The organism is Leisingera caerulea DSM 24564 (assembly GCF_000473325.1).
In the GTDB taxonomy this organism is placed as follows: domain Bacteria; phylum Pseudomonadota; class Alphaproteobacteria; order Rhodobacterales; family Rhodobacteraceae; genus Leisingera; species Leisingera caerulea.
This window is the reverse complement of sequence record NZ_KI421513.1, coordinates 2,931,092-2,954,133: the sequence shown is the minus strand read 5'-3', so window position 1 is coordinate 2,954,133 and position 23,042 is coordinate 2,931,092. Positions and strand designations below refer to the sequence as shown.

Genomic DNA, 23,042 nt, shown 5'->3' with positions numbered 1-23,042 from the left:
GGCCGTTTTCCATGCCGGAATACGGCTGCGCCGGCTCAATCCGCCTTGCGCGGCACCCCGTAAAGCTCCAGCTTGTGGCCGCGCAGCTCATAGCCCAGCTTGCGGGCGATCCGCTCCTGCAGCTCCTCGATCTCCGGGTCGCAGAACTCGATCACCTCGCCGGTGTTCATGTCGATCAGGTGGTCGTGATGCTCGCGCTCGGCGTCCTCGTACCGCGCGCGGCCGTCGCCGAACTCCAGCCGTTCCAGAATGCCCGCCTCCTCGAACAGCTTCACGGTGCGGTAGACGGTGGCGATCGAAATGCCTGCGTCCATCGCGCTGGCCCGGGCATACAGCTCCTCAACGTCCGGGTGATCATCGCTGTCCTGCAGCACCTGGGCAATCACCCGGCGCTGGCCGGTCATGCGCAGCCCTTTGGCCTCGCAGCGGGCGATAATCGTCTTTCGCATATCCGTCCTCACGGTTTTCTGGGCTTCCTCTTTAACGGATGCAAACTGCGCCGAAAACCGGCTTTTCATTTGCATCAGCAGTTGACAAAAGGCTTATCCACAGCCATTTGGCTTTCAGGCATCCCTCCCTGCCGCGTGAGCAGAGACCAAGACCGGCCGCACCGCATGTGCGTGACAGAACACCCGGGGTCTAGTGATATGCCGCCATTCCCAAAATCACGCGTGGGGATTGCAGAGGCCAGCGGCCTGGCATCCGGCCAGCGCGCGCCCGAGGTCCCTGCCCCGCAAGACACCGCTGTGCAACAGCGGATCCGGCCCGTGCTGCGTGCAGGGCCGTGAAAGGACGATACGTGACTGAATTTTCGACCATGGGGCTTCCTGAAAAGCTCCTCGCCCGTCTCCAGGACATGGGCCTGAACGATCCCACACCGATCCAGGCGCGCGCCATTCCGCATGCCTTGAACGGCAAGGACGTGCTGGGGCTGGCGCAGACCGGCACCGGCAAAACCGCGGCCTTCGGCGTGCCGCTGATCGCACAGATGATGCAATACGGCCGCAAGCCCGCCGCCAACACCGTGCGCGGCCTGGTGCTGGCCCCCACCCGTGAGCTGGCCAATCAGATCGCCGATACCCTGAAGGGCCTGACCGAAAACACGCCGATGAAGGTCGGCCTGGTGGTCGGCGGCGTCTCCATCAACCCGCAGATCGCTCGCATTGCCAAGGGCACTGACATCCTGGTCGCCACCCCGGGCCGCCTGATCGACATCCTCGACCGCGGCGCGCTGGACCTTGGATCCTGCGACTTCCTGGTTCTGGACGAGGCCGACCAGATGCTGGACCTCGGCTTCATCCACACCCTGCGCAAGATCGCGGCGCTGCTGCCGACCGAGCGCCAGACCATGCTGTTCTCGGCCACCATGCCCAAGCAGATGAACGAGATCGCCAACTCCTACCTGCAAAGCCCGGTCCGGATCGAGGTTTCGCCTCCGGGCAAGGCTGCCGACAAGGTCACCCAGTCGGTGCACTTCATCGCCAAGGCCGAAAAGCTGAGCCTGCTGAAGGAACTGCTGGCAGACCACAAGGACGAGCGCGCGCTGGTCTTCGGCCGCACCAAATACGGCATGGAAAAGCTGATGAAGGTGCTGGACAAGGCAGGCTTTGCCGCCGCCGCCATCCACGGCAACAAATCCCAGGGCCAGCGCGAACGCGCCCTCGCCGCGTTTAAGTCGGGCGATATCAAAGTGCTGGTTGCCACCGATGTGGCCGCCCGCGGCCTGGATATCCCGGACGTGAAGCACGTCTACAACTACGAGCTGCCGAATGTGCCGGACGCCTATGTGCACCGCATCGGCCGCACCGCGCGCGCAGGCAAAGATGGCGCCGCCATCGCGTTCTGCTCGCCGGATGAGATGGACGAGCTGAAGGCAATCCAGAAGGTGATGAAGATCACCATCCCCGTCGCCTCCGGCCGCGCCTGGGAAGCGATGCCCGATCCTGCCGCACCAGCAGGCAAGCCGGGCGGCCGCCCCGGCGGGCGCCGCGGCGGCGCGGGCGGCGGACGCCGCCGCGGCGGCGGTGGCGGCAGCAGTGCCCAGGGCAAACCGCAGGGAGCCAAGCCCGGCAACGCCCAGCGCCGCGGCCAGAAACAGCGCGCGCGCTGACTCTTCCCGGTGCTGGTCCGGGTCAAGGACGGCAAAGCCGCAGCGCGCCAGCGCTGTTCATCCTTGACGCGGATCAGCACATCACACACTCGAAATGGCGCTTAAGGGCAGGTTCGCCCTTAGGCGCCTCTCTGCAGAAAACTCTCTACGCTGCGCAGCAGCGCCCGGCCCAAGGCCGCCAAGGCGCGTAAGGCGCAGCCTGAAGCGCCTGCGGGCGCGGGAGCCCTCCCTGCTCAGCGGCAGTCTTAAAAGGCAGTCAGACTGCCCGCAAATCCGCCCAGACAGGCAAATGGTCAGAGGCAATATGCGCCGGCCGCGCACCATGCACGCCGTGCGCCACCGCCTCCAGCCGCCGGCAATGGGCGATCCGGTCCAGAGCCCCCAGCGGCCTCAGCGCCGGAAAACTCGCCTTGGGCGGCAGAAACGTCAGTGCCGGGGCGATATGCTCCAGCACCTGGGAACGCGACCATTCGTTGAAATCACCTGCGAGCACCACTGCGGCATCATCCGCCTCCGCCGCCCGGGCCAGGGCATGCATCTGCTCGCGCCGGGCCCGGCCGGTCAGCCCCAGGTGCGCGCCGATCACCCGCACCGGCCCCACGTCCGTCTCAAGCAGCACCCAGACTGCGCCGCGCGGCTCCAGCCCCGGCAGCGCGATATGACCTTTGGCCTGCAGCCGCACGCCGTTGCGGAACAGCACCGCATTGCCATGCCAGCCCAAGGACCCCGCGCCGCCCAGATCCGCCGCTTGCCAGCCGGTCTCCTCGATCAGGAAATGCGGCAGCGCCGCAGGGCGCGGCGGCAAGCGCTTATCGGCCTCCTGCAGCACCGCAACATCCGCGCCCAGCCCGGCCAGCACCTGCAAGATGCGCTCCGGCCGCCGCCGCAAGTCCATGCCGATGCATTTCTGAATGTTGTAGGTGGCAATCCGCAGGGTGTCCGGCGGGGGTGTCTTCGGCATCTGCTCTCTCTCCGGGGCCTGCCGGGAGTGTGGCGCACAATGCGGCCCAAGCACAACCGGCATCGTCGGGCGGCAGGGGTTTGAATGGGGGGCTGTCTGCCCCCTCTTGAGCCTGCGGCTCAATTCACCCCCGAGGATATTTGAAGCCAGATGAACAAGGGATCAGGTGCCGCAGAACGTCGCCTGCACCACTTCCTCAGGCTTCGGCGGGCGCTGCAGATCCGCGTGGTCCGGCTGGTCGTCGAAAGGCTTAGCCAGCACAGCGTTCAGCCGGTGGAACAGGGCATAGTCACCGGCCGCCGCGCTGGCGATCATTTCCTCAATCCGGTGGTTGCGCGGGATAAACGCCGGGTTGGCACCGCGCATCACCGCGTGCGGATCCGGCTCCCCCTCCAGCCGCGCCTGCCAGCCCTCTGCCCAGCTGTCAAAGGCGGCAGGGTCCGTGAACTGGCTGCGCGCCTTGCCTTCAGTCAGCGCCCGGAAGGTATTAGTGAAATCGCTCTGGTTCTCCGCCATCCGCCCCAGCAGGGAGGTAATCAACTCCAGGTCGCCCTCCTGCGCCGTGGTGATCCCCAGCTTGGCGCGGAAGCGCCGCAGCCAGGCGGCCTCGGTCAGCGCGGGCATCGCGTGCACGATCTCTGTCGCCGCCTCGACACCTTCCTGCGGGTCGTCCATCTGCTGAATCAGCGCAGTGGCCAGCTGCGCCAGGTTCCAGACCGCAATCGCAGGCTGGTTGGCATAGGCATAACGCCGACCCCGGTCGATCGAGGAAAACACCGTGTGGGGGTGATAAATATCCATGAAGGCGCAAGGCCCATAGTCGATCGTCTCACCCGAGATGGAGAAATTGTCGGTATTCATCACCCCGTGGATGAAGCCGACCCCCATCCAGGCAGCAATCAGCTCCGACTGCGCATCGCGCACCGCGCTGAGCAGCCCCATCGGGCCTTCCGCCTCCGGGTAGTGGCGCGCAACCGCATAGTCTGTCAGCTGCCGCAGGCTTGCCTTGTCGCCGCGGGCGGCGAAGATTTGGAAGGTGCCCACCCGCAGATGGCTGGCCGCCACCCGGGTCAGCACCGCACCGGGCAAGCCGCCCTCGCGCCAGACGGTCTCGCCGGTTTCCACCGCCGCCAGCGCCCTTGTGGTGGGGATGCCAAGCGCGTGCATCGCCTCGCTCACCACATATTCGCGCAGCACCGGCCCCAGCCAGGCGCGCCCGTCACCGCCCCGGGAATAGGGCGTCCGCCCGGAGCCTTTCAGCTGAATGTCGCGGCGCTTGCCGTCGGTGCCCTCCGTCTCCCCCAGCAGGATCGCGCGCCCGTCGCCAAGCTGCGGATTATAGGTGCCGAACTGATGCCCGGCGTAGAGCTGCGCCAGCGGATCGGCCCCCTCCGGCACCCGGTTGCCGCCGAACACTTCCGCCATCTCCGCCGTCCCGCCAGGGGTGAGCCCCAGGACCCGCGCCAGGTCTTCGTTGAACGCCACCAGCCTGGGCGCCTTGACCGGCTGCGGCGGCAGTTTGGAGTAGAACTGCCCCGGCAGGGCGGCATATGTGTTGTCGAAAGGGATCATGAGTGTCATGGCCCAAACATATGACCGGCACTGAGATTTACCAGCACCCAAGCACAGAGAGCAGAGATGAACGCAGATCAAATCATCCGGCACCTGAACCTGACGCAGCACCCTGAGGGCGGCTGGTACAAGGAGACCTGGCGGGCCGCGAATGCAGGCCGCCCCACAGGCACCTGTATCTATTTCCTGTTAAAGGCCGGCGAGCACAGCCACTGGCACCGTGTCGACGCTGCCGAGATCTGGCTCTACCATGCAGGCGCGCCGCTGGTTCTGTCGATGGCCGCAACGGAGGAAGGCCCCGCTGAGGACCATCTGCTGAGCCCGGACCTGGCCCAGGGCGCACCGCAGCTGATTGTCCCGGAGGGCCACTGGCAGGCGGCGCGCACCACTGGGGACTACACGCTGGTCAGCTGCACCGTCTCCCCCGGTTTCCAGTTCGAGGGTTTTGAGCTGGCCGCGCCCGGGTTCGACATCCCCCGCGGCTGACCCGCCCCTTGCAGCGAATCGCCCGGCCCCCAAGACTGCCTGCATGGACCACACGCGCCTGATCAAATCGCTGCCGCCCGGGACCAAGGCCGCCCTGACCGCCCGCTCCAACGCGGCGGGCCTGCGTCACCTGGCCCTCTACCTGGCCGCGCTGGCAGCCTGCACTGCGGGGATCGCGCTGAAAGCCCCGCTTTGGCCGCTTTTGCTGCTGCCGCAAGGAGTGCTGCTGGTGTTTCTCTTCACGCTCAGCCACGAATGCACACACCAGACGCCTTTCCGCAGCAAATGGCTGAATGAGGCAGCGGGCCACTTCTGCGCGCTTGCCATCGCCTTGCCCTTCACTTGGTTTCGCTATTTTCACTTGGCGCATCACAAATACACCAATGACCCGGACCGCGACCCGGAGCTTGAACACGGCCCCCGCCCCGCGACCATGGCGCAATGGCTCGGATACCTCAGCGGCTGGGGCTACTGGCGCGGGATGGGGGCAACCCTTTGGCGCAACGCCTTCGGGACAATCGAAGCCCCCTACCTGCCCCGGCGCCGCCACGCGGACATGCGGCTGGAAGCCCGGCTGCTGCTGCTGATCTACGCCGCCGCGCTGCTGACCCTGCTGGCCTCGCCGCTGGTGCTATGGCTGTGGATCCTGCCGCTGCTGATCGGGCAACCGGTCCTGCGGGCGTATCTTCTGGCCGAACATGGCCTGTGCCCGGCAGTTGCCAACATGCTGGAGAACTCCCGCACCACTTTCACCAACCGGATCGTGCGGTTTGTGGCCTGGAACATGCCCTATCACGCCGAGCACCACGCCTTCCCGAACGTGCCGTTCCATCAGCTGCCCGCCTTGCACGGCATTGCCCGGGACTATCTGAAGTCCACTTCGGACGGCTACGCCGAATTCACCGGCAACTACCTCCGCCGGCTTTCCCGCTGAGCCGCCGCCAAGGGCGTGCAAATCTCTTCTGAAGAAATCTGGCAGGAATTTTCCTGAAATTCTTGCGCCAGGATGCCCCCGGTCACTCCTCCGGCACGCTCACCACCCCGCCACCCACGCAGGCACTGACACCGGTGGTGCCAGGGGCCGACGTCGGCATCCCGCGCGCGACCCGCACCGCCAGATGGGCAAAGGCCTGCGCCTCCAGCATGTCGCCGTCCAGGCCTGCATCCTCCACCGGCTTCACCGGGCAGCCGAGCGACACCCGCAGCATCTCCATCAGCACCGGGTTGTGCCGCCCGCCGCCAGTGACCAGCACCGCCTCGGGCGGCTCCGGGCAATGCTCCATGCCTTGCGCGACCGCGGCGGCGCACATGGCAATCAGGGTCGCCGCGGCATCCGCGTCGCTCAGCTCGTTGACCAGCCTGACCATTTCGGCAAAATCGTTCCGGTCCAGCGACTTGGGCGGCATTCGTGCAAAATACGGCTCTGCCAGGAACAGCTCCAGAGCACCGGTTTCCACTTGGCCGGAGCGTGCCACCTTACCATCCGCGTCCCAGGGAATGCCCAGCCGCTCCTGCACCAGATCATTGACCGGCGCATTGGCAGGCCCGGTGTCAAACGCCAGCAACGCCCCCGGCTCCTCCGGCTTGTCAAACCGCGGGTCCACATAGGTAAGGTTGCCGACCCCGCCGAGGTTCAGGAAACAAAGAGGCTTCGCGGCACCGATGTATTTCGCGCAAGCAAAATGAAAAAACGGCGCCAGCGGCGCACCCTCACCGCCCAGCGCCACATCGCCGGAGCGGAAATCCCAGACCACCGGCTTGCCCAGGCGCTGTGCCAGGGCAGCGCCATCGCCCACCTGCAGCGTGCCCTGCCGCCGCGGCGCATGGGCCAGGGTCTGGCCGTGAAAGCCGATAATCTCCACGTCCTTGAACGCTGCCAGCGCCGCTGCATGGGCCGTGTCGCAGACCTCTGCCGCGGCCTCCACCTCCGGCCCTGTCCATTTGCCCAGGCCTGCGCGCAGCACGCTGCGCTCCTGCGCGGTGTATTCGCGGTAGCTGCTTTCGCCAAACCCGTGAATGCGCGCGCCGTCTGTTATCACAACAGCTGCATCCACCCCGTCCAGCGAGGTGCCGCTCATCGCGCCCAGCGCCCGCACCGCACCCGATTTTCCTATGGCCTTGCTCATGGCCCCTGCCCCTTTCAAGGATCCGGGCCGTCCCGCCCGTTCGCGCATCACAATACAGCGCATATTTTGCCGGGAAAACAGGTTCCAACCCGCGCCATAGCGATTTATAGGGGCAAGGTGCAAAACCATAGACCGAGGCATGTTATGACCTACACACCGAAATCGGATTTCGTCGCAGTCATGATGGAACGCGGGTTCCTCGCGGACTGCACCGATTATCAGGGCCTGGACGAAGCCCTGCTGCAAGGTGTGCGCCCGGCCTATATCGGCTTTGACGCGACAGCAAAGTCGCTGCACGTCGGCTCGCTGATCCAGATCATGATGCTGCGCTGGTTCCAGAAGACCGGCCACCAGCCGATCACCCTGATGGGCGGCGGCACCACCAAGGTGGGCGACCCCTCCTTCCGCGCCGACGAACGCCCTCTGCTGACCGAAGCGCAGATCGACGAGAACATCGCAGGCATCAAAAAGGTGTTCTCCGCCTACATCGACTATGACTCTGACGCGCCGAACAAGGCGCTGATGCTGAACAACGCCGAATGGCTCGACGATCTGAACTACCTGGAATTCCTGCGCGACATCGGCCGCCACTTCTCGGTGAACCGGATGCTGTCGTTCGAAAGCGTGAAATCCCGCCTCGACCGCGAACAGTCGCTCAGCTTCCTCGAATTCAACTACATGATCCTGCAGGCCTATGACTTCATGGAACTGAACCGCCGCTACGGCTGCATCCTGCAGATGGGCGGCTCGGATCAGTGGGGCAATATCGTCAACGGCATCGACCTGACCCGCCGGGTGATCGACCATGAGGTCTACGGCCTCACGTCGCCGCTCTTGACCACTTCGGACGGCAAGAAGATGGGCAAAACCGCCGAAGGCGCGATCTGGCTCAACGCGGAAATGCGCAGCCCGTATGAATTCTGGCAGTTCTGGCGCAACACCACCGATGCGGACGTGGGCCGCTTCCTCAAGCTCTACACCGAGCTGCCGGTCGAGGAATGCGAGCGCCTGGGCGCCCTGGCGGGCTCCGAGATCAACGCCGCCAAGGTGATCCTTGCCAATGAGGTGACCACCCTGTGCCACGGCCGCGGCGCGGCGGCAGCGGCAGAGGCCACCGCGCGCGAGGTGTTCGAGAAGGGCGGCGTCGGTGACGACCTGCCGACCCTCAGCCTGTCTCCCGCCGATCTGGGCGACGGCATCTCAATCGTGCAGCTGATCGTGAAGTCCGGCCTCGCCAAATCCGGCAAGGACGCCAAGCGCCTGATTGCGGAACATGGCGCCAAGATCGACGACCAGCCGCTGACCGACGCGGGCCTGATGATCGACGCGGGCGCGCTGTCCTCGCCGATCAAGCTGAGCGCCGGCAAGAAGCGCCACGCCCTGGTGCGGCTGGATAGCTGATCCTCTTGACCTGAGACGGAGAAAGGGAGCCGCCGCGCTCCCTTTTTTCATCCCCGCAGGCACTCCCGCCCATTCCAGCTGCATCAAAGATGAAGCTTCATGGTTGGGCATAGCGCCGCGCTGCGCCGCGGCGCGGTTGCGTCTCCGTCACAGGACCCCTGACTGGCCGGCGCCGGAGGAAGGCGTGAGCAAGCTGTTTGGAACCGCCCCGGGGCAGCGTTCAGCTTGTGAAACGCACACCTGCAGCCACCGCGCGCAGCACAGGTCATCCTTGATGCAGCTATGCGGCTATGCGGCGAGCACCGGAATGCACCCGCAAACGTGCCGAAGGACAGGTCTGCCCTTCAGCGGCACTCAGCAATCTATCCGCTGCGCAGCAGCGCGCCGCGCAGCGGCGCCCGGCCCAAGGCCGCACAAAGGCGCAGTGGCACAGCCAATGCCCCTGCGGGCGCGGGAGCCCGCCCGGCCGCTTCAGAACACCACCGCCTCCAGCAGTGTCAGCAGCAGAAACACCGGCACCGACAGGCCGATGGCAACCAGCAGCGCGGCTGCCTTGGTCATCCGGGGGGCCGCAGCTGCCTGCCCCATGATCTGTTTTGTCTTTTTCATGCGTTCATTAACCCTGATTTAGGTTTCCAGCGCGTTAATGGACCCATGTTCGACAGCACCCCCGATCCTGATATGCCCGCCGCGGCAACCGCCCGCCCGAAACCCCGCCCGCTGCAGCAATCGCCGGAATTCGCCCGGGCGCTGATGGCCTGCGGCCAGGACCCTCTGATGCTGGGCGGTATGCTGGTGCTGCACCGCCGCCTGCCCGCCGGGCTGCGGCTTGCGATGGTGAACCGGGCGGACCTCCGCGATCCCGCCCCGCTGATGGCCGCGCTGCGTGAACACGGCCTCGGCCGGACCCCGCTGATCCTGTCGCCGGACGCCCCGGCGCCGCATCTCGCCCGCCTCGGCGCAGTGCCGCTGGTCACCCCCGCGCACGCCGCACTTTGGGATCTGACCCGCGATCCGGACCAGCGCCGCGCCGCTCTGCATCAGAAATGGCGCAACCGGCTGAAACACGGCGAGGCGCAGAACCTCCGCCTCACCCGCCAGAACCTGCCGCATGATGTGCGCCACTGGCTGTTCCAGGCCGACGCAAAACAGCAATCCGCCCGCGGCTACCGCAGCTGGCCCATCGGCCTCACCCTCGCCTACGCGCGTGAGAACAAGGGCCAGGCGAAACTTTTCCAGGCGTTTGAGGGCAAGGATCCGGTGGCCGCCATCCTGATCCTCACCCACGGCAGCACTGCCACCTATCACATCGCCCACACCACCCGCCGCGGCAAACAGCTCAGCGCCCATACGCTGCTGCTGTGGGAGGCTGCCAGCTGGCTTGCCACCAAGGGCATCTGCCAGCTGGACCTGGGCCTCATCAATACTGAGGACGCCGCGGGCCTGGCCCGGTTCAAGCTCGGCACCGGCGCCCGGCTGCACCGGCTGGGCGGCACCTGGGGCCTGTGGCCGCCGCTTGGCCTGCTGCTGCGCCCCCTCGCACTGCTGGACCGCCGCCTGATGGCGGGCTGACATCCGCGCCCCCGCTGCCGCGACGCCCCGTCCCGCTGGACAGGCAGGGGGCAAACCCATTATATGAACGCATGTTCAGATAATCGGGAGGAGCCCCGCTCATGAAACTTGCAGACACCGCGGCCGTGATCACCGGCGGCGCTTCGGGCCTGGGTGAGGCCACCGCGCGCTATTTTGCCGAACAAGGCGCCCAGGTCACCATCCTCGACCGCGATACCGAACGCGGCCCCCAGGTTGCGGAAGAGATCGGCGGCCATTTCGCCCAGACCGACGTGACCAGCGAGGAGTCGGTTGCCGCAGCCATGGCCCGCGCAGTGGACAAGATGGGCAAGATCACCGCCTGCGTGAACTGCGCGGGCATCGCCATCGGCGCCAAGACCGTCGGCAAAGAGGGCGCACACCCCTTGGATGCCTACAAGCGCACCATCGACATCAATCTGGTCGGCACCTTCAACGTCGCCCGTCTGGCCGCCGTCGAGATCGCCAAGAACGAACCGGACGCTGACAACGCCCGCGGCGTGATCATCAACACCGCCTCCATCGCGGCCTTCGACGGCCAAAAGGGCCAGGCCGCCTATGCCGCCTCCAAGGGCGGCGTCGCGGGCATGTGCCTGCCGATGGCGCGCGATCTGGCGTCCTCCGGCATCCGGGTGATGACCATCGCGCCCGGCATCTTCATGACCCCGATGCTGGCGGGCCTGCCGGAAGAGGTGCAGCAGCAGCTGGCCGCCGACGTTCCCAACCCCGCCCGCCTGGGCGATCCGCGCGAATACGGCCGCCTTGCCGGTTTCATCGTCGAGATGGGCTACCTCAACGGCGAGGTCATCCGCATCGACGGCGCCTTGCGTATGCGCTGACGCGCAAACAGCGGCAATCATCCTCGAAATGGCGTCTTGAGGGGCAGACCCGCCCCTCAAGCGCTTCTCAGCCAAACACGTTTGCGTTGCGCAGCAACGCGCGGCCCAAGGCCGCAAAAAGGCGCTTTGGCGCAGCCAGGGCGCCTGCGGGCGCGGGAGCACTCCGCCAATTGACAAACCGCCGGGGCCACTGTCCTCTTCCCGGGAAGGAGGCCCCGATGAGCAGAACCGAACGGCAGAAAATGCAGGCGGGCGAGTGGTACTGTTGCCTGGACAGCGAACTGTCGGTGTTGCGCCATCAGGCCCGCGCCGCGGTGCGTCAGCATAATACCGCGCCGCCCGATCCGGCTGAAAATCTCAGCCCGCCGCTGGCCGCGCTCTTTGCCGCGCACGGCGAAAACTGCCTGATCGAGGCGCCGTTTCACTGCGCCTATGGCATCAACATCACCCTTGGAAACAACGTCTATATGAACGCGGGCTGCACCATTCTGGACACCGCACCCGTGACCATCGGCGACCGCACCATGCTGGGGCCGAATGTGCAGATCTACTGCGCCCAGCACCACAAGGACAAAGACCTGCGCGCAAAGGGCCTGGAAATCGCACATCCTGTCACCCTCGGATCGGACGTCTGGATCGGCGGCGGCGCGATTATCCTGCCCGGCGTCGCCATCGGCGATGGCGCCATTGTCGGCGCCGGCGCTGTGGTGACCAAGGACGTCGACGCAGGCCAGACCGTCACCGGCAATCCCGCCCGGCACCGGCAGATGTAATCCAAGGGTAAAGCACGCGCCCGCCGGCTTTACCCGCAGCTCAGTTTTCTTAATACTTTCCAAAGTTTTACGGCAGCATCTTTGACTAAATGTTTCGCGCGCGAAACATTTGGTCAGGCGTACTGACCTAACGGGCAGGCAAGATCAAAGCCCGCGTTACACGGCATACCCGAAGCCGCGCATCGCCGCCGCGTGGGCGCGCGCCGGCGATGCGCGGTGGCCTTCGGCCGTGTTCCGCGCCGGACACATCCTCAGCCCCCGGCCTTTTCCTCCAGCTCCAGCCATTCCTCCTCGGCCGCCGCCAGCTTTTCCTGCCGCTCCACCAGCGCCTCGGTGGCTTTCTTGAACTTCACCGGCTCGCGGGTGAACAGCTCCGGATCCGCCATCAGCTCCTGCAGCTTGCCGATCTCCGCCTCCAGACGCTCGATCTCGCCCGGCAACGCGTCCAGCCGGTGCTTTTCCTTGAAGCTGAGACCGTCCTTGGGCTGGCTCTCCTGCTTGGGCTTTGCCTTCGCAGTTTTCACCTTCTCAGGCCGCTCCGCAGTGTCCAGCGGGCCGCGCTGCGCGATGTAATCGCTCCAGCCGCCGGCATAGGCCGTGGCCCGCCCGTTGCCTTCCATCGCAATGGTGGTGGTCGCCACCCGGTCCAGAAAATCCCGGTCGTGGCTGACCAGCAGCACGGTGCCATCATAATTGTCCAAGAGCTCCTGCAGCAGGTCCAGCGTCTCCACATCCAGATCGTTGGTCGGTTCATCCAAAACCAGCAGGTTCGAGGACCGCGCCATCAGCCGCGCCAGCAACAGCCGCGCCTTCTCGCCGCCCGACAGCGACCGCACCGGCGCCCGCGCCTGGCGCTCGTCGAACAGGAATTCCTTGAGGTAGCCCACCACATGCTTGGGCTGGCCGCGCACCATCACCTGATCGGCCTTGCCGGAAATCCCCAGCAAGGGATCGGCGGTCAGGTTCTCCCACAGGGTCGAATCGCCATCCAGCTGGTCACGTGTCTGATCGAACAGGGCAATTTCCAGATTGGTGCCCAGCTGCACGGACCCCGCATCCGGCTCTTCCATCCCCAAAAGCATCTTCAAGAGCGTGGTCTTGCCCGCGCCATTCGGACCGACAAAGGCCACCCGGTCGCCGCGCTGCACCTTCAGCGAGAAATCCTTGACGATCTGCTTGCCGCCGAACGCCTTGCTCAAGCCTTCTGCCTCGATCACCTTGCGCCCGGACTTCGGCCCGGCTTCCAGCGCCATCTCCGCCGCGCCCTGCCGCTTGATCTGGGCAGAGCGTTCCGCCTTCAGGTCCTGCAGGGCCCGCACCCGGCCCATATTGCGCTTGCGGCGGGCCGAGATGCCCTCCACCGCCCAGCGGCTTTCCGACTTGATCAGCCGGTTCAGCTTGTGGCGCTGCATATCCTCGTCATCCCAGACCTTGTCGCGCCAGGCTTCGAAATGCTCAAACCCCTTCTCCTGCCGGCGCACCTCGCCGCGGTCGACCCATAGCGTCGCGCGGGTCAGCGCCCGCAGGAAGGCCCGGTCGTGGGAGATCAGCACAAACGCCGCGCGGGTCGCCTTCAGCTCATTCTCCAGCCAGGTGATCGCCTCGATGTCCAGGTGGTTCGTGGGCTCGTCCAGCAGCATCAGGTCCGGCGCTTCCGCCATGAGTTTGGCCAGTGCGGCGCGCCGCCGCTCGCCGCCAGAGGCGGTTTCCACCGGCCGTGCAGGATCGAATTTCAGCCCTTCGCCCGCGCGCTCCACCTTGTACATCTCGCCGGGGTCCAGTTCGCTGGCGGCAAAATCGCCCAAGGTCGCAAACCCCTCCATCTTCGGGTCCTGTTCCATGTAGCCCACGGATTTGCCCGGCGGCACCACGATATCGCCAGTGTCCGCTTCAACAAGCCCCGCCATCACCTTCATCAGCGTGGATTTTCCCGAGCCGTTGCGGCCCACCAGCGCCACCCGGTCGCCGGGCTGCACCACCAGATCGAGGTTCGAAAAAACCGGATCGCCCCCAAAGGTGAGGGAAATGCCGGACATCTGCAAAAGAGGAATACGTGCCATGCCAGCCAGCTACCCCGGTGGCAAAATCGCGTCAACGCTCCGCTTTCATCTTTCCGAAAATACTCAGAATCACCCGGCCACCGCCCGCAGCAGCCGTTTGCGGGCCTCCGGGATCGCCCCGATTTCCAGCCCGGTGAACACATGCAGCGTGTTCATCCGCCGGTCCACCACGGCGTGATCGCTGACCCGGCCGCCCATCGCCAGATAGGTCCGCAGCAGGGGCGGCATTGCCTGCAGCGCTTTCTTCATATCAGGCGCCTGCTGCAGCTCCGCAGCATAGCGGACCACCTCCGGCGCCTTTTCCCGCACCCGCCACTGCGGCGGCGCCAGGTGCCGCTGCCGCAGCAGCGCAAAAGCGTCCAGATACGGCCCGGCCGACGTGCCGGCAAAGGAGGAGCAGCCAAACAGCATCTGCACACCGCCCCTGTCGACAAACCCCGTGATTGCCCCCCAGGCAATGCGCAGGATGTCCGGGTCGTGCCAGTCCGGGTGGAGACAGAACCGGCCCAGCTCCGCCATCCGGCCCCCGGCGTCCTGAAGCCCATTCAAATCATAGAACTGCGCCGCATAGCTGCGCTCCAGCCCGCCGCCGCCCTCCATCACTAGCAGCCGGAAACAGCAGACCAGCGCGCCGGCCGCGGCGTGTTCGACCAGCACATGCGTGCACAGGCCGTCAAAAGCGTCGCAGTCTGTTCCAGAGGTCCGGAAGCACAGGGTGCGCAGGGCCTGCGCCGCGGCAACATCCGCCGCCCCGCAGGCAAGCCGGGCGCGGTACTGCCCCCTGCTCAGCAAAATGTCCGGCTCTGCCATGGCTGCCCCCTGCTGCAGGCCCGCGCTGCTGCTGCGGCCCGCATATGCTGACACAGACGCTGTAACACAGCCGTGAAGCCGGGCTATTCGGTGTTGAGGATCTGGCTGGGCCCGAAGTTGCCGAGGTTGCCCAGCAGCTGGCGCAGGAAGGTGCTGTCTTCCACCCCGGAGCTGGTCACCCGCCGCTCCAGCGGCACCACCTTGCCGTCTTCCAGACTGTAGCGGCGGATTCCCTCCACCACGCCTTGGGCGTCAAAGCTGATCGCCACAAGGTCCCGCGCCACCGGTTCCGGCGCAGCGGCGCCATAGTGGCGGAAGCGGGTTGCGACATAATAATAGCCGCTGTCGTTAAGCACACCGGTCGAGGTCGGGACGCCGATGGTTTCAGCCACCGAATCCCGGGTGTCGATGCCCGGCACCACCTCGGCCAGCTGACCCGGTGTCGGCACATAGCCATGCTTGCGGTAAACCGACGAACAGGCCGCCAGCGCCAGCCCGGCCGCCGCAAATACCGCGCCGCGCAGAACGGACTTGTAATGAAACGCCTTTGCAAACATGAGGGCCCCCCGAGCCGCGCCGCACAGCGCGGCTTGAATACGTCTTTCAACCCGATTACCTAATGACCGCTTCCGGTTCAAGAAACGAAAGTCCCCAACATGTCTGAGAGCACCGCATTGCGGGTGGCGGACCTGCCGCAGAACACCCCGACCGCCTTTGAAATCACTCCGGGCAAGGAGGAGCTGGCCGCCCTGGCCGCCGAGCTGGGGGTGAACGCCCTGCGCAAGGTCCGCTTCACCGGGGAGGTCAAGGCCATGGGCAAGCGCGACTGGCAGCTGACCGGCGCCCTGGGCGCCACAGTGGTGCAGGATTGCGTGGTGACGCTGGAGCCGGTGACCACCCGGATCGAGGAAAAGGTCAGCCTCACCTATGCGGCCCATTTCGAGACGCCGGAAGGCACCGAAGTGGAAATGCCCGAGGACGACAGCATCGAGCCGCTGGGCAGCCACATCGACCCGGCCGCGGTGATGGCCGAGGCGCTGGCGCTGCTTATCCCCCCCTACCCGCGCAAAGACGGCGCCGAACTGGGCGAAGCGGTCTATGCCGAAGACGGCGTGGCGCCGATGCGGGACGAGGACACCAAGCCCTTTGCCGGACTCGCCGCCCTGCGCGGGCAGCTGAAAGATGAGGACTGAGGTCGGATTTTTCGCACATGCGGAAATTGCATCTGGCGCCAGGCGCTGCGCTGCCCTAAAAAACAGCTTGCGCCAGCGGAGATTCGCAGTATTTTCGCGCGCTCATCGGAATTTTTGGTTGGACAATGCTAAGGCAGGCGCCTAAACGCACGTCACACCGATCGAACAGAATGCAATCGCGCCGCGGGGATGGCCCCAAGGCCCAAACAGACAAAGGTTGAGACATGGCCGTCCAACAGAACAAAGTATCCAAATCGCGCCGCAACAACCGCCGCGCGCACGATGCACTGGTTGCTGCGAACCCGAACGAATGCGGCAACTGCGGCGAGCTGAAGCGCCCGCACCACGTGTGCCCGTCCTGCGGCCATTACGACGACAAAGAAATCGTCGCGGCAGCTGACGAAATCGAGATCGACGAGGACGCGGCGTAAGCCACGGACAGGATCCTGATGCCAGGCAGGCTTTCGCATGACGGGTAAACCCGCGAAAAATCAGGCAGAAGCCGGCCGCATCATCATTTCTGTTGACGCCATGGGCGGAGACGCCGGCCCCGCTGTTGTGGTGGCCGGCATTGCCATGTCGGCACAGAAGAACCCGGATATCGGGTTCATCCTGCACGGTCCTGCGGATCAGCTGACACCTTTGGTTGCCAAGAAGCGCGCCCTCAAGGGCCGCGTCGAGATCCGTGACGTCCGCGACGTGGTCACCATGGAGGACAAACCCTCTCAGGTGATGCGCAACGGCAAGGGCACCTCGATGTGGTCCGCGCTGGAAGCGGTCAAGAAAGGCGAGGCGGCGGGCGCTGTCTCCTGCGGCAACACCGGCGCGCTGATGGCGCTCAGCATGCTGCGCCTGCGCAAGCTGCCCGGCGTCAACCGCCCGGCCATTGCCATCCTGTGGCCGTCGCTGAACCCGCAGGGCTTCAACGTGATGCTGGATGTCGGCGCCGACGTGAAGGCGGATGCCGAGGACCTGCTGCAATATGCCCTGATGGGCACCTCTTATGTGCGCAATTCCATGGACATCACCTGCCCGCGGGTGGGGCTGCTGAACGTGGGCACCGAAGAGCACAAGGGCCGCGCCGAGCTGAAAGAGGCTTTCGGGCTGATTGCGGACAATGCGGCGCAGGCGAACTATGAGTTTGTGGGCTTTGTCGAGGGCAGCGACATTCCCGGCGATGCCGTGGATGTGATCGTCACGGACGGCTTTACAGGCAATGTGGCGATCAAGACCGGCGAAGGCACCGCCCGGGTGATGCGCACCGCGCTGCGCGAGGCGTTCCAGTACTCCTTCCTGTCCAAGATTGCGGCGCTGCTGGCGATGACCTCGCTCAAGCGGCTGTCCAAGCGGATGGACCCGCGACGGGTCAACGGCGGGGTGTTCCTGGGCCTCAACGGCACTGTGGTGAAATCCCACGGCGGCGCCGATGCCACCGGCGTTTCGGCGGCGGTGAAGCTGGCCTACCGCCTGGCTCAGCACGGATTCGCCGAAAAACTGGCCGCGCGGGTTGCATCTGCCGGCGCGCATACCCAAGATAATACTGCTGCCCGCGCCCTGCGGGCGGCCACCGATAAAGACTGAAATAGGCAGGCACCGGATGACGCGACGCGCGGTAGTTGTTGGCATAGGCCACTATCTCCCTGAACGGGTGGTTGAAAACGCGGAATTCGAGGCCTCACTGGACACGACGGACGAATGGATCCGTACCCGGTCCGGCATCGAACGCCGCCATTTCGCCGCTGAGGGAGAGACCACATCGGATATGGCTGCCAAGGCTGCTGAAGGCGCTTTGGCGGATGCGGGCCTGACGGCTGAAGATGTGGATGCCATCGTGGTGGCAACCTCCACCGCCGACCTCACCTTCCCCTCTGCCGCCACCATGGTGCAGTCCAAGCTGGGCATGACCAAGGGCTTTGCCTTTGACGTGCAGGCGGTCTGCGCGGGCTTTGTCTATGCGCTGAGCAACGCCAATGCGCTGATCGCCTCGGGCCAGGCGGAGCGGGTGCTGGTGATCGGCGCCGAAACTTTCAGCCGGATCATGGACTGGACCGACCGCTCCACCTGCGTGCTGTTCGGCGATGGCGCAGGCGCGCTGCTGCTGGAGGGCCAGGAGCTGGCGGGCACCAACAAGGACCGCGGCATTCTGGCAACCGACCTCAACTCGGACGGCCGCTACAAGGATCTGCTGTATGTCGACGGCGGCGTGTCGTCGACCCAGTCGACCGGCCACCTGCGGATGCAGGGCAACCAGGTGTTCCGCCACGCGGTCGAAAAACTCGCCTCTACCGCGAACACCGCACTGGACCGCGCCGGGCTGTCGGCGGCGGATGTGGACTGGATCGTGCCGCATCAGGCCAATATCCGCATCATTCAGGGCACCGCCAAGAAAATGGGCCTGAGCATGGACAACGTGGTGGTAACCGTGCAGGATCACGGCAACACCTCCGCGGCCTCCATTCCGCTTGCCCTGTCTGTCGGCAAAGAGCGCGGCCAGATCAAAGAAGGCGACCTGATCGTGACCGAAGCCATCGGCGGCGGTCTGGCCTGGGGCGCCGTTGTGCTGCGCTGGTAACCATTCCACCCGGATTCCCGCCCGAAACACCCCGCGCAATTCATTGATATTGACAGGGAATTTCCCTGCGCCCTATGCTTTGGCAAACAACGGGGATTGGTATGGGCGAAAAAACACTGACACGAATGGATTTGAGTGAAGCAGTTTTCCGGGAAGTAGGCCTGTCGCGCAACGAAAGCGCGCAGCTGGTGGAAAGCATGCTGCAGCATATGTCGGACGCCCTGGTGCGCGGTGAACAGGTGAAGATCTCCTCGTTCGGGACATTCAGCGTAAGGGACAAGTCTGCCCGGGTCGGGCGCAACCCGAAGACCGGCGAAGAAGTGCCGATTCAGCCGCGCCGCGTGCTGACCTTCCGGCCCTCCCACCTGATGAAAGACCGCGTGGCAGACGGCAACCGTAAATAAACGGGACCAATTGAGCCATGTCAAAATCACCGGACGCCTTCCGCACCATCAGCGAAGTTGCGGACTGGCTGGGCGTGCAGGCGCATGTCCTGCGCTTCTGGGAGAGCAAGTTCACCCAGGTTAAACCTGTAAAGCGCGCCGGCGGGCGCCGCTATTACCGGCCTGCGGATATGCGGCTGCTGGGCGGCATCAGGAAGCTGCTGCATGACGACGGGATGTCGATCAAGGACGTTCAGGCGCTGCTGCGCGAGCATGGCGCCGGCCATGTGGCGGAGTTCTCGCACCCGGTGGATGGGGCACCCGCCGACCGGCCCGCGGCGGTGCCGCCGGCGGACAAGCTGGGCGACAACTGGCAAAGCTCGCTGGAGCTGAGCCACGAGCAGGCGGCAGAGGAAGACGCCGGCTCCGATGCCAGCAATGTGGTCGGGTTCCCGCAACAGGCCGCCACCGCGGACGATATCCTGCAGGAACCGGCAGGCGCCCCTGCAGCGGTAGACCCTGCCGCCTCTGGCAGCGCCCCTGACAGTCCTGCTGACGGCATCCTGGACGCTGCCCCGGATGATGCGGCGGAGCCCGCCGCCGCCGCTGAGCCTGACAGCCCCGCCGGCCCAGCTGCCGCTGCGCCTGAGCCGCAGATGCGGATGGATCTGGCGCCGCCTGCCGCCGAGACCGGTACAGAGCACGAGACCGGGGCAGACACTGATCAACCCGCCCCCAGCGCCCCGGCTGCGCAACAGCCGCCAGCGGACAGCATCGCGCCCGCGGCCACGGAGGATTTCTCTGCCCCTGCCGTGGAAACGGAGGCCGCATCGCCGTGGAGCGGCGGCGCTGCAGAGGCCGCAGAAGACGCGCCCGAAGAAACCCGCCCGGCAGAAATCGCCCCGGACGACGGCGGCCAAGCCGCCCCGCCTGAACCCGCACCGGACAGCGGCTCTGTGCCGCTGGAGCAGCCTGCAGCGGCCGCAGATGAGGCCGTCCAGGAGGCTGCGCCGGAACCGCATGAAGATTTTCAGCCTCCTGCCGCAGGTGCTGGTTTTGACGAGGTTTCTGCCCAGGACGCCGCTGCCCCTGCGCCGGAGCAGGAGCAGCCGGACGCGCGGGACGTGTCAGATGCGGAGCCTGAAACCACGCCGGAGCAGGAGTTTCCTGCTGCCCCTGCCTCCGCCGCAGTGCCGCCGCCCGCGCACGACATGCCGGACTCAACAGAACCGGCGGACGTCTCAGATTGGACCGCCCAAGCGCCCGCCGCTGCAGACACTGCCGAACCGGACCCGCAGGCGGCGCCGGAGGACCTGACGGAGCCGGCACCTTTTGACCAGCCGGAGCACGCCGCTGCGCCGGAACCGTCCGCCGGATCTGAGCCGGCAGAGGCTCTGGACACCGTGGAAGAGCACAGGGCGGCAGAAGAGGCCGCCTGGGCCACAGAAGCCGCCCCGTTTGCCGCCCCCGGAACCGGGGCTGAGCCGGAACCGGCGCAGGACACTCTGGTTGCGGCGGCAGGCCTTCAGCCCGAAGAACCGCTGGACTTTGGCGGCAGCGGCGCAGAGCCTTTTGCCGCGTCGTTGCCGGAGACCGAAGCGGACCCGGACCCGGCGGCCGATCCTGCGGCCGCCTTCCCGCCGCACGATCTGGACGAAGCCGCCCGGCAGGTGGATGCGCTGGAATTCGGCTCCGGCTTTGACCCCGAAGCGGATGCAGCTCCTGAGACTGACCAGCCGCAGGACAGCCTGGAAGCAGCTCAGCCCCCCGGACAAGCGCCCGAACAAGCGCCTGCGCCGGAGGATGCGGCAGCGGTGGAGACAGCGGCAGACGCCCCTGCCCCCGTGCTGCCGCAGCCCGGTGTTCTGGCCCATCTGGCGGCCATCCGCAGCCTGCCGCCGCAGTCCGTGGCCGGGATCGCCGCCTGCGCCGATGAACTGCGGTCCCTGGTCGCAAAAGATGCGGCTGCGGGAACAACGCTTGAAAACGGCACCGCTTCCGGTCCGGAAATCACCTGATTTCCGGGCTGGTTCCCGTGCCTGGAACCGGCAGCCATAAGCACCCGGCTGCGCAACTGTCTCTGCCGGCAGGATTTCCGGGCGGATCGGTAAAAAATCTTGCCGCGCCCTCTTGCCCCTGCCGTGAAAACGGTTAGAAGGCTCTTCAACGGGCTATGGCGCAGCCTGGTAGCGCGTCCGTCTGGGGGACGGAAGGTCGCAGGTTCGAGTCCTGCTAGCCCGACCATTTGAAAAACGCCCGGGTGCTTCGGCACCCGGGCGTTTTCATATCCCGGCCCTGAATTGCCGATTGCGCAGCGGGGCCGATTGGGCCAGCATCGCCGGAAAATCCGGCGCGGGGAGGGACAGGAAATGACAGGCGTTTTGCCCAGCCAAACCATTGAAAACATGCTGGAGAGCGGGGACATCACCGTCAGTTCGCCGCTGGTGGAAGGTCAGGTGCAGCCCGCCAGCCTCGACCTGCGGCTGGGCACTGTGGCCTACCGGGTGCGGGCGTCCTTTCTGGCAGGCCAGGGCCGCAGCGTCTCAGACCGCCTGACGGAATTCGAGATGCACCGCATCAGCCTGGATGGCGGCGCAGTGCTGGAAAAGGGCTGCGTCTATGTGGTGCCCCTGATGGAGGGGCTGGCGCTGCCGCAGGATGTCTCAGCGGTGGCCAACGCCAAAAGCTCGACCGGGCGGCTGGACCTTTTGACCCGCACCATCACCGATGGCGGCGAGGAGTTTGACCGGATCAAGCAGGGCTACACCGGGCCGCTGTACGCCGAGATCTGCCCGCGGTCGTTCTCGATCCTGGTGCGTCCGGGCATGCGGCTCAACCAGATCCGGTTCCGCCGCGGCCAGGCGGTGCTGTCGGATGCGGAGCTGAAAATGCTGCACGCGGGCACGCCGCTGGTCGATGGCGAGGCGGTGATCGAGGACGGGCTGGGCTTTTCCGTTGATCTGAAACTGCCGGGCACCGATCTGGTCGGCTACCGCGCCAAGCCGCATACCGGCGTGATCGACCTGGACCGGATTGGCGAATACGACCCGCAGGAATACTGGGAGGAAGTGCGCACCAAGGATGGCCGCATCATTCTGGACCCCGGCGCGTTTTATATCCTGGTGAGCCGCGAGGCGGTGCATATCCCGCCTGCCTTTGCCGCCGAGATGGCGCCGTATCTGGCGATGGTGGGCGAATTCCGGGTGCATTACGCAGGGTTCTTCGATCCCGGCTTCGGTCATGACGCGGCGGGCGGCGCCGGTTCGCGCGGGGTGCTGGAGGTGCGCTGCCATGAGGCGCCGTTTGTGCTGGAGCACGGCCAGGTGGTGGGGCGTCTGGTCTATGAGAAGATGGCCGAGGTGCCGGAGCAGCTTTATGGTGCCGGGATTGCGTCGAACTACCAGGGCCAGGGGCTGAAGCTGTCCAAGCACTTCAAGACGCCTGCCTGATACCGGTTAGGGCAGCGCCCGTCCGAGGGCGGAAACGAAGTGCCCGCCCGTTTTACCGCAGGCAAACCTTCGGTTTGACGGGGCGGACGGGCACGGCCCGGCCTTCGGCCAGGCGGAGGATCAATTACTTCACCGGCCCGCCGTCTGCCAGATCCTCTGTCGTGCCCGCCTGCACTGGCCGGTCCAGATGGGTGGACAGCACCGTATAGGTGCGGGTGGCGCGCACGCAGCCGACCTCATAGATCCGGGCCAGCAAACCCTCCAGTGCCTTGGGCGAGGCGACGCGGACCTTGAGGATCAGGTTGGTGTCCCCGGCGGAGCTGTGAACCTCCTCCAGTTCCGGCATCTTTTGCAGCGCCAGCAGATCCGTGGTCACGCCCCAGCCCTCGGTATCCACGTGAATGAAGGCCAGGAGCGGCTTGCCCACCGCGGCGCCGTCGAGCCGCGCAATGGTTGCCTCAATCGCGCCGGACGCCCGCAGCCGCTTGACCCGTTCGTGCACCGCGGGCGCCGACAGCCCGACCTGCTGGCCGATGGCAGCGTAGGAGCGCGTCGCGTCCTGGCTCAGCGCGCCTAATATTTTTCGGTCCAAAGCGTCCAGCGCACGGGTGCTCCCAGCCATTTTCCGAACTCCATCTGTTTTTCCTACCGCCTTGGCTGCACGCCCTTCACAGAACCACATTCAGCACATAGCAAATTTACCTGAACATTTTTCAA

Annotated in this window: 23 protein-coding genes and 1 tRNA gene; 15 read left to right on the top strand and 9 right to left on the bottom strand. The window is 65.8% G+C overall.

Annotated elements, in window-relative coordinates:
* Window positions 1-35: 35 nt before the first annotated feature.
* Window positions 36-449, bottom strand: coding sequence for a Fur family transcriptional regulator (locus tag CAER_RS0121630; protein ID WP_027237326.1), 414 nt, complete (start codon window positions 447-449; stop codon window positions 36-38).
* A 350-nt stretch (window positions 450-799) separates the two neighbouring features.
* On the opposite strand from CAER_RS0121630, the gene CAER_RS0121625 reads away from it, so the two are divergent.
* On the top strand, window positions 800-2,110 hold the full coding sequence (locus CAER_RS0121625; protein WP_027237325.1) for a DEAD/DEAH box helicase: 1,311 nt from the start codon (window positions 800-802) through the stop codon (window positions 2,108-2,110).
* A gap of 256 nt (window positions 2,111-2,366) precedes the next feature.
* Here CAER_RS0121625 and CAER_RS0121620 read toward each other — a convergent pair whose 3' ends face one another.
* Complete coding sequence (locus tag CAER_RS0121620) at window positions 2,367-3,071, bottom strand: endonuclease/exonuclease/phosphatase family protein (protein ID WP_027237324.1); 705 nt, start codon at window positions 3,069-3,071, stop codon at window positions 2,367-2,369.
* Between the two features lie 162 nt (window positions 3,072-3,233).
* Complete coding sequence (locus CAER_RS0121615) at window positions 3,234-4,652, bottom strand: protein adenylyltransferase SelO (RefSeq protein WP_027237323.1); 1,419 nt, start codon at window positions 4,650-4,652, stop codon at window positions 3,234-3,236.
* A 57-nt stretch (window positions 4,653-4,709) separates the two neighbouring features.
* Between CAER_RS0121615 and CAER_RS0121610 the strand changes: the two genes are divergently transcribed.
* Entirely contained in the window at window positions 4,710-5,129 is a 420-nt protein-coding gene (locus CAER_RS0121610; protein ID WP_027237322.1) for a cupin domain-containing protein, read from the top strand.
* 43 nt (window positions 5,130-5,172) lie between these two features.
* Window positions 5,173-6,063: a fatty acid desaturase gene (locus tag CAER_RS0121605; protein ID WP_027237321.1), complete on the top strand. Its 891-nt coding sequence runs from the start codon at window positions 5,173-5,175 to the stop codon at window positions 6,061-6,063.
* 82 nt (window positions 6,064-6,145) lie between these two features.
* Here CAER_RS0121605 and CAER_RS0121600 read toward each other — a convergent pair whose 3' ends face one another.
* Window positions 6,146-7,255: an anhydro-N-acetylmuramic acid kinase gene (locus CAER_RS0121600; RefSeq protein WP_027237320.1), complete on the bottom strand. Its 1,110-nt coding sequence runs from the start codon at window positions 7,253-7,255 to the stop codon at window positions 6,146-6,148.
* Window positions 7,256-7,399: 144 nt separating this feature from the next.
* On the opposite strand from CAER_RS0121600, the gene tyrS reads away from it, so the two are divergent.
* Window positions 7,400-8,656, top strand: coding sequence for a tyrosine--tRNA ligase (gene tyrS, locus CAER_RS0121595; protein ID WP_027237319.1), 1,257 nt, complete (start codon window positions 7,400-7,402; stop codon window positions 8,654-8,656).
* A 471-nt stretch (window positions 8,657-9,127) separates the two neighbouring features.
* Here tyrS and CAER_RS30225 read toward each other — a convergent pair whose 3' ends face one another.
* Window positions 9,128-9,265, bottom strand: coding sequence for a hypothetical protein (locus CAER_RS30225; RefSeq protein ID WP_167332329.1), 138 nt, complete (start codon window positions 9,263-9,265; stop codon window positions 9,128-9,130).
* A 45-nt stretch (window positions 9,266-9,310) separates the two neighbouring features.
* Here CAER_RS30225 and CAER_RS0121585 point away from each other — a divergent pair, with 45 nt between their 5' ends.
* From CAER_RS0121585 to CAER_RS0121575, 3 genes are all read left to right on the top strand, one after another.
* Window positions 9,311-10,228 carry a GNAT family N-acetyltransferase gene (locus CAER_RS0121585; RefSeq protein ID WP_051357834.1) on the top strand — a complete coding sequence of 306 codons (918 nt, stop codon included), beginning with the start codon at window positions 9,311-9,313 and terminating at the stop codon, window positions 10,226-10,228.
* A gap of 101 nt (window positions 10,229-10,329) precedes the next feature.
* The gene (locus CAER_RS0121580; protein WP_027237317.1) at window positions 10,330-11,085 is read left to right on the top strand and encodes an SDR family NAD(P)-dependent oxidoreductase; all 756 of its coding nucleotides are present in this window, start codon (window positions 10,330-10,332) and stop codon (window positions 11,083-11,085) included.
* 218 nt (window positions 11,086-11,303) lie between these two features.
* Window positions 11,304-11,858, top strand: a complete 555-nt coding sequence (locus CAER_RS0121575; protein ID WP_027237316.1) for a sugar O-acetyltransferase — start codon at window positions 11,304-11,306, stop codon at window positions 11,856-11,858.
* A 251-nt stretch (window positions 11,859-12,109) separates the two neighbouring features.
* Here CAER_RS0121575 and CAER_RS0121565 read toward each other — a convergent pair whose 3' ends face one another.
* The 3 genes from CAER_RS0121565 to CAER_RS0121555 all read right to left on the bottom strand — a co-directional run bounded on the left by CAER_RS0121565 (window position 12,110) and on the right by CAER_RS0121555 (window position 15,285).
* Window positions 12,110-13,918, bottom strand: coding sequence for an ABC-F family ATP-binding cassette domain-containing protein (locus tag CAER_RS0121565; protein ID WP_036797511.1), 1,809 nt, complete (start codon window positions 13,916-13,918; stop codon window positions 12,110-12,112).
* A 69-nt stretch (window positions 13,919-13,987) separates the two neighbouring features.
* Window positions 13,988-14,728: a GNAT family N-acyltransferase gene (locus CAER_RS0121560; protein WP_051357833.1), complete on the bottom strand. Its 741-nt coding sequence runs from the start codon at window positions 14,726-14,728 to the stop codon at window positions 13,988-13,990.
* 83 nt (window positions 14,729-14,811) lie between these two features.
* The gene (locus tag CAER_RS0121555; RefSeq protein WP_027237313.1) at window positions 14,812-15,285 is read right to left on the bottom strand and encodes an outer membrane protein assembly factor BamE; all 474 of its coding nucleotides are present in this window, start codon (window positions 15,283-15,285) and stop codon (window positions 14,812-14,814) included.
* A gap of 99 nt (window positions 15,286-15,384) precedes the next feature.
* Between CAER_RS0121555 and CAER_RS0121550 the strand changes: the two genes are divergently transcribed.
* From CAER_RS0121550 to CAER_RS0121515, 8 genes are all read left to right on the top strand, one after another.
* The gene (locus CAER_RS0121550; protein ID WP_027237312.1) at window positions 15,385-15,921 is read left to right on the top strand and encodes a YceD family protein; all 537 of its coding nucleotides are present in this window, start codon (window positions 15,385-15,387) and stop codon (window positions 15,919-15,921) included.
* 224 nt (window positions 15,922-16,145) lie between these two features.
* On the top strand, window positions 16,146-16,352 hold the full coding sequence (rpmF, locus tag CAER_RS0121545) for a 50S ribosomal protein L32 (RefSeq protein ID WP_008558107.1): 207 nt from the start codon (window positions 16,146-16,148) through the stop codon (window positions 16,350-16,352).
* Between the two features lie 37 nt (window positions 16,353-16,389).
* Window positions 16,390-17,502, top strand: coding sequence for a phosphate acyltransferase PlsX (gene plsX, locus CAER_RS0121540; RefSeq protein WP_027237311.1), 1,113 nt, complete (start codon window positions 16,390-16,392; stop codon window positions 17,500-17,502).
* Between the two features lie 16 nt (window positions 17,503-17,518).
* A complete protein-coding gene (locus CAER_RS0121535; protein WP_027237310.1) occupies window positions 17,519-18,493 on the top strand; it encodes a beta-ketoacyl-ACP synthase III in 975 nt (324 codons plus the stop codon).
* Window positions 18,494-18,594: 101 nt separating this feature from the next.
* Window positions 18,595-18,897, top strand: a complete 303-nt coding sequence (gene ihfA / locus CAER_RS0121530) for an integration host factor subunit alpha (protein ID WP_008207184.1) — start codon at window positions 18,595-18,597, stop codon at window positions 18,895-18,897.
* Window positions 18,898-18,914: 17 nt separating this feature from the next.
* A complete protein-coding gene (locus tag CAER_RS30540) occupies window positions 18,915-20,894 on the top strand; it encodes a MerR family transcriptional regulator (protein WP_084299613.1) in 1,980 nt (659 codons plus the stop codon).
* 149 nt (window positions 20,895-21,043) lie between these two features.
* Window positions 21,044-21,120, top strand: a tRNA-Pro gene (locus CAER_RS0121520).
* Between the two features lie 125 nt (window positions 21,121-21,245).
* Window positions 21,246-22,325, top strand: a complete 1,080-nt coding sequence (locus CAER_RS0121515) for a 2'-deoxycytidine 5'-triphosphate deaminase (RefSeq protein ID WP_027237309.1) — start codon at window positions 21,246-21,248, stop codon at window positions 22,323-22,325.
* A 124-nt stretch (window positions 22,326-22,449) separates the two neighbouring features.
* Here the strand turns inward: CAER_RS0121515 and CAER_RS0121510 are convergent, their stop codons facing one another.
* The gene (locus CAER_RS0121510) at window positions 22,450-22,947 is read right to left on the bottom strand and encodes an Lrp/AsnC family transcriptional regulator (RefSeq protein ID WP_027237308.1); all 498 of its coding nucleotides are present in this window, start codon (window positions 22,945-22,947) and stop codon (window positions 22,450-22,452) included.
* Window positions 22,948-23,042: the final 95 nt, after the last annotated feature.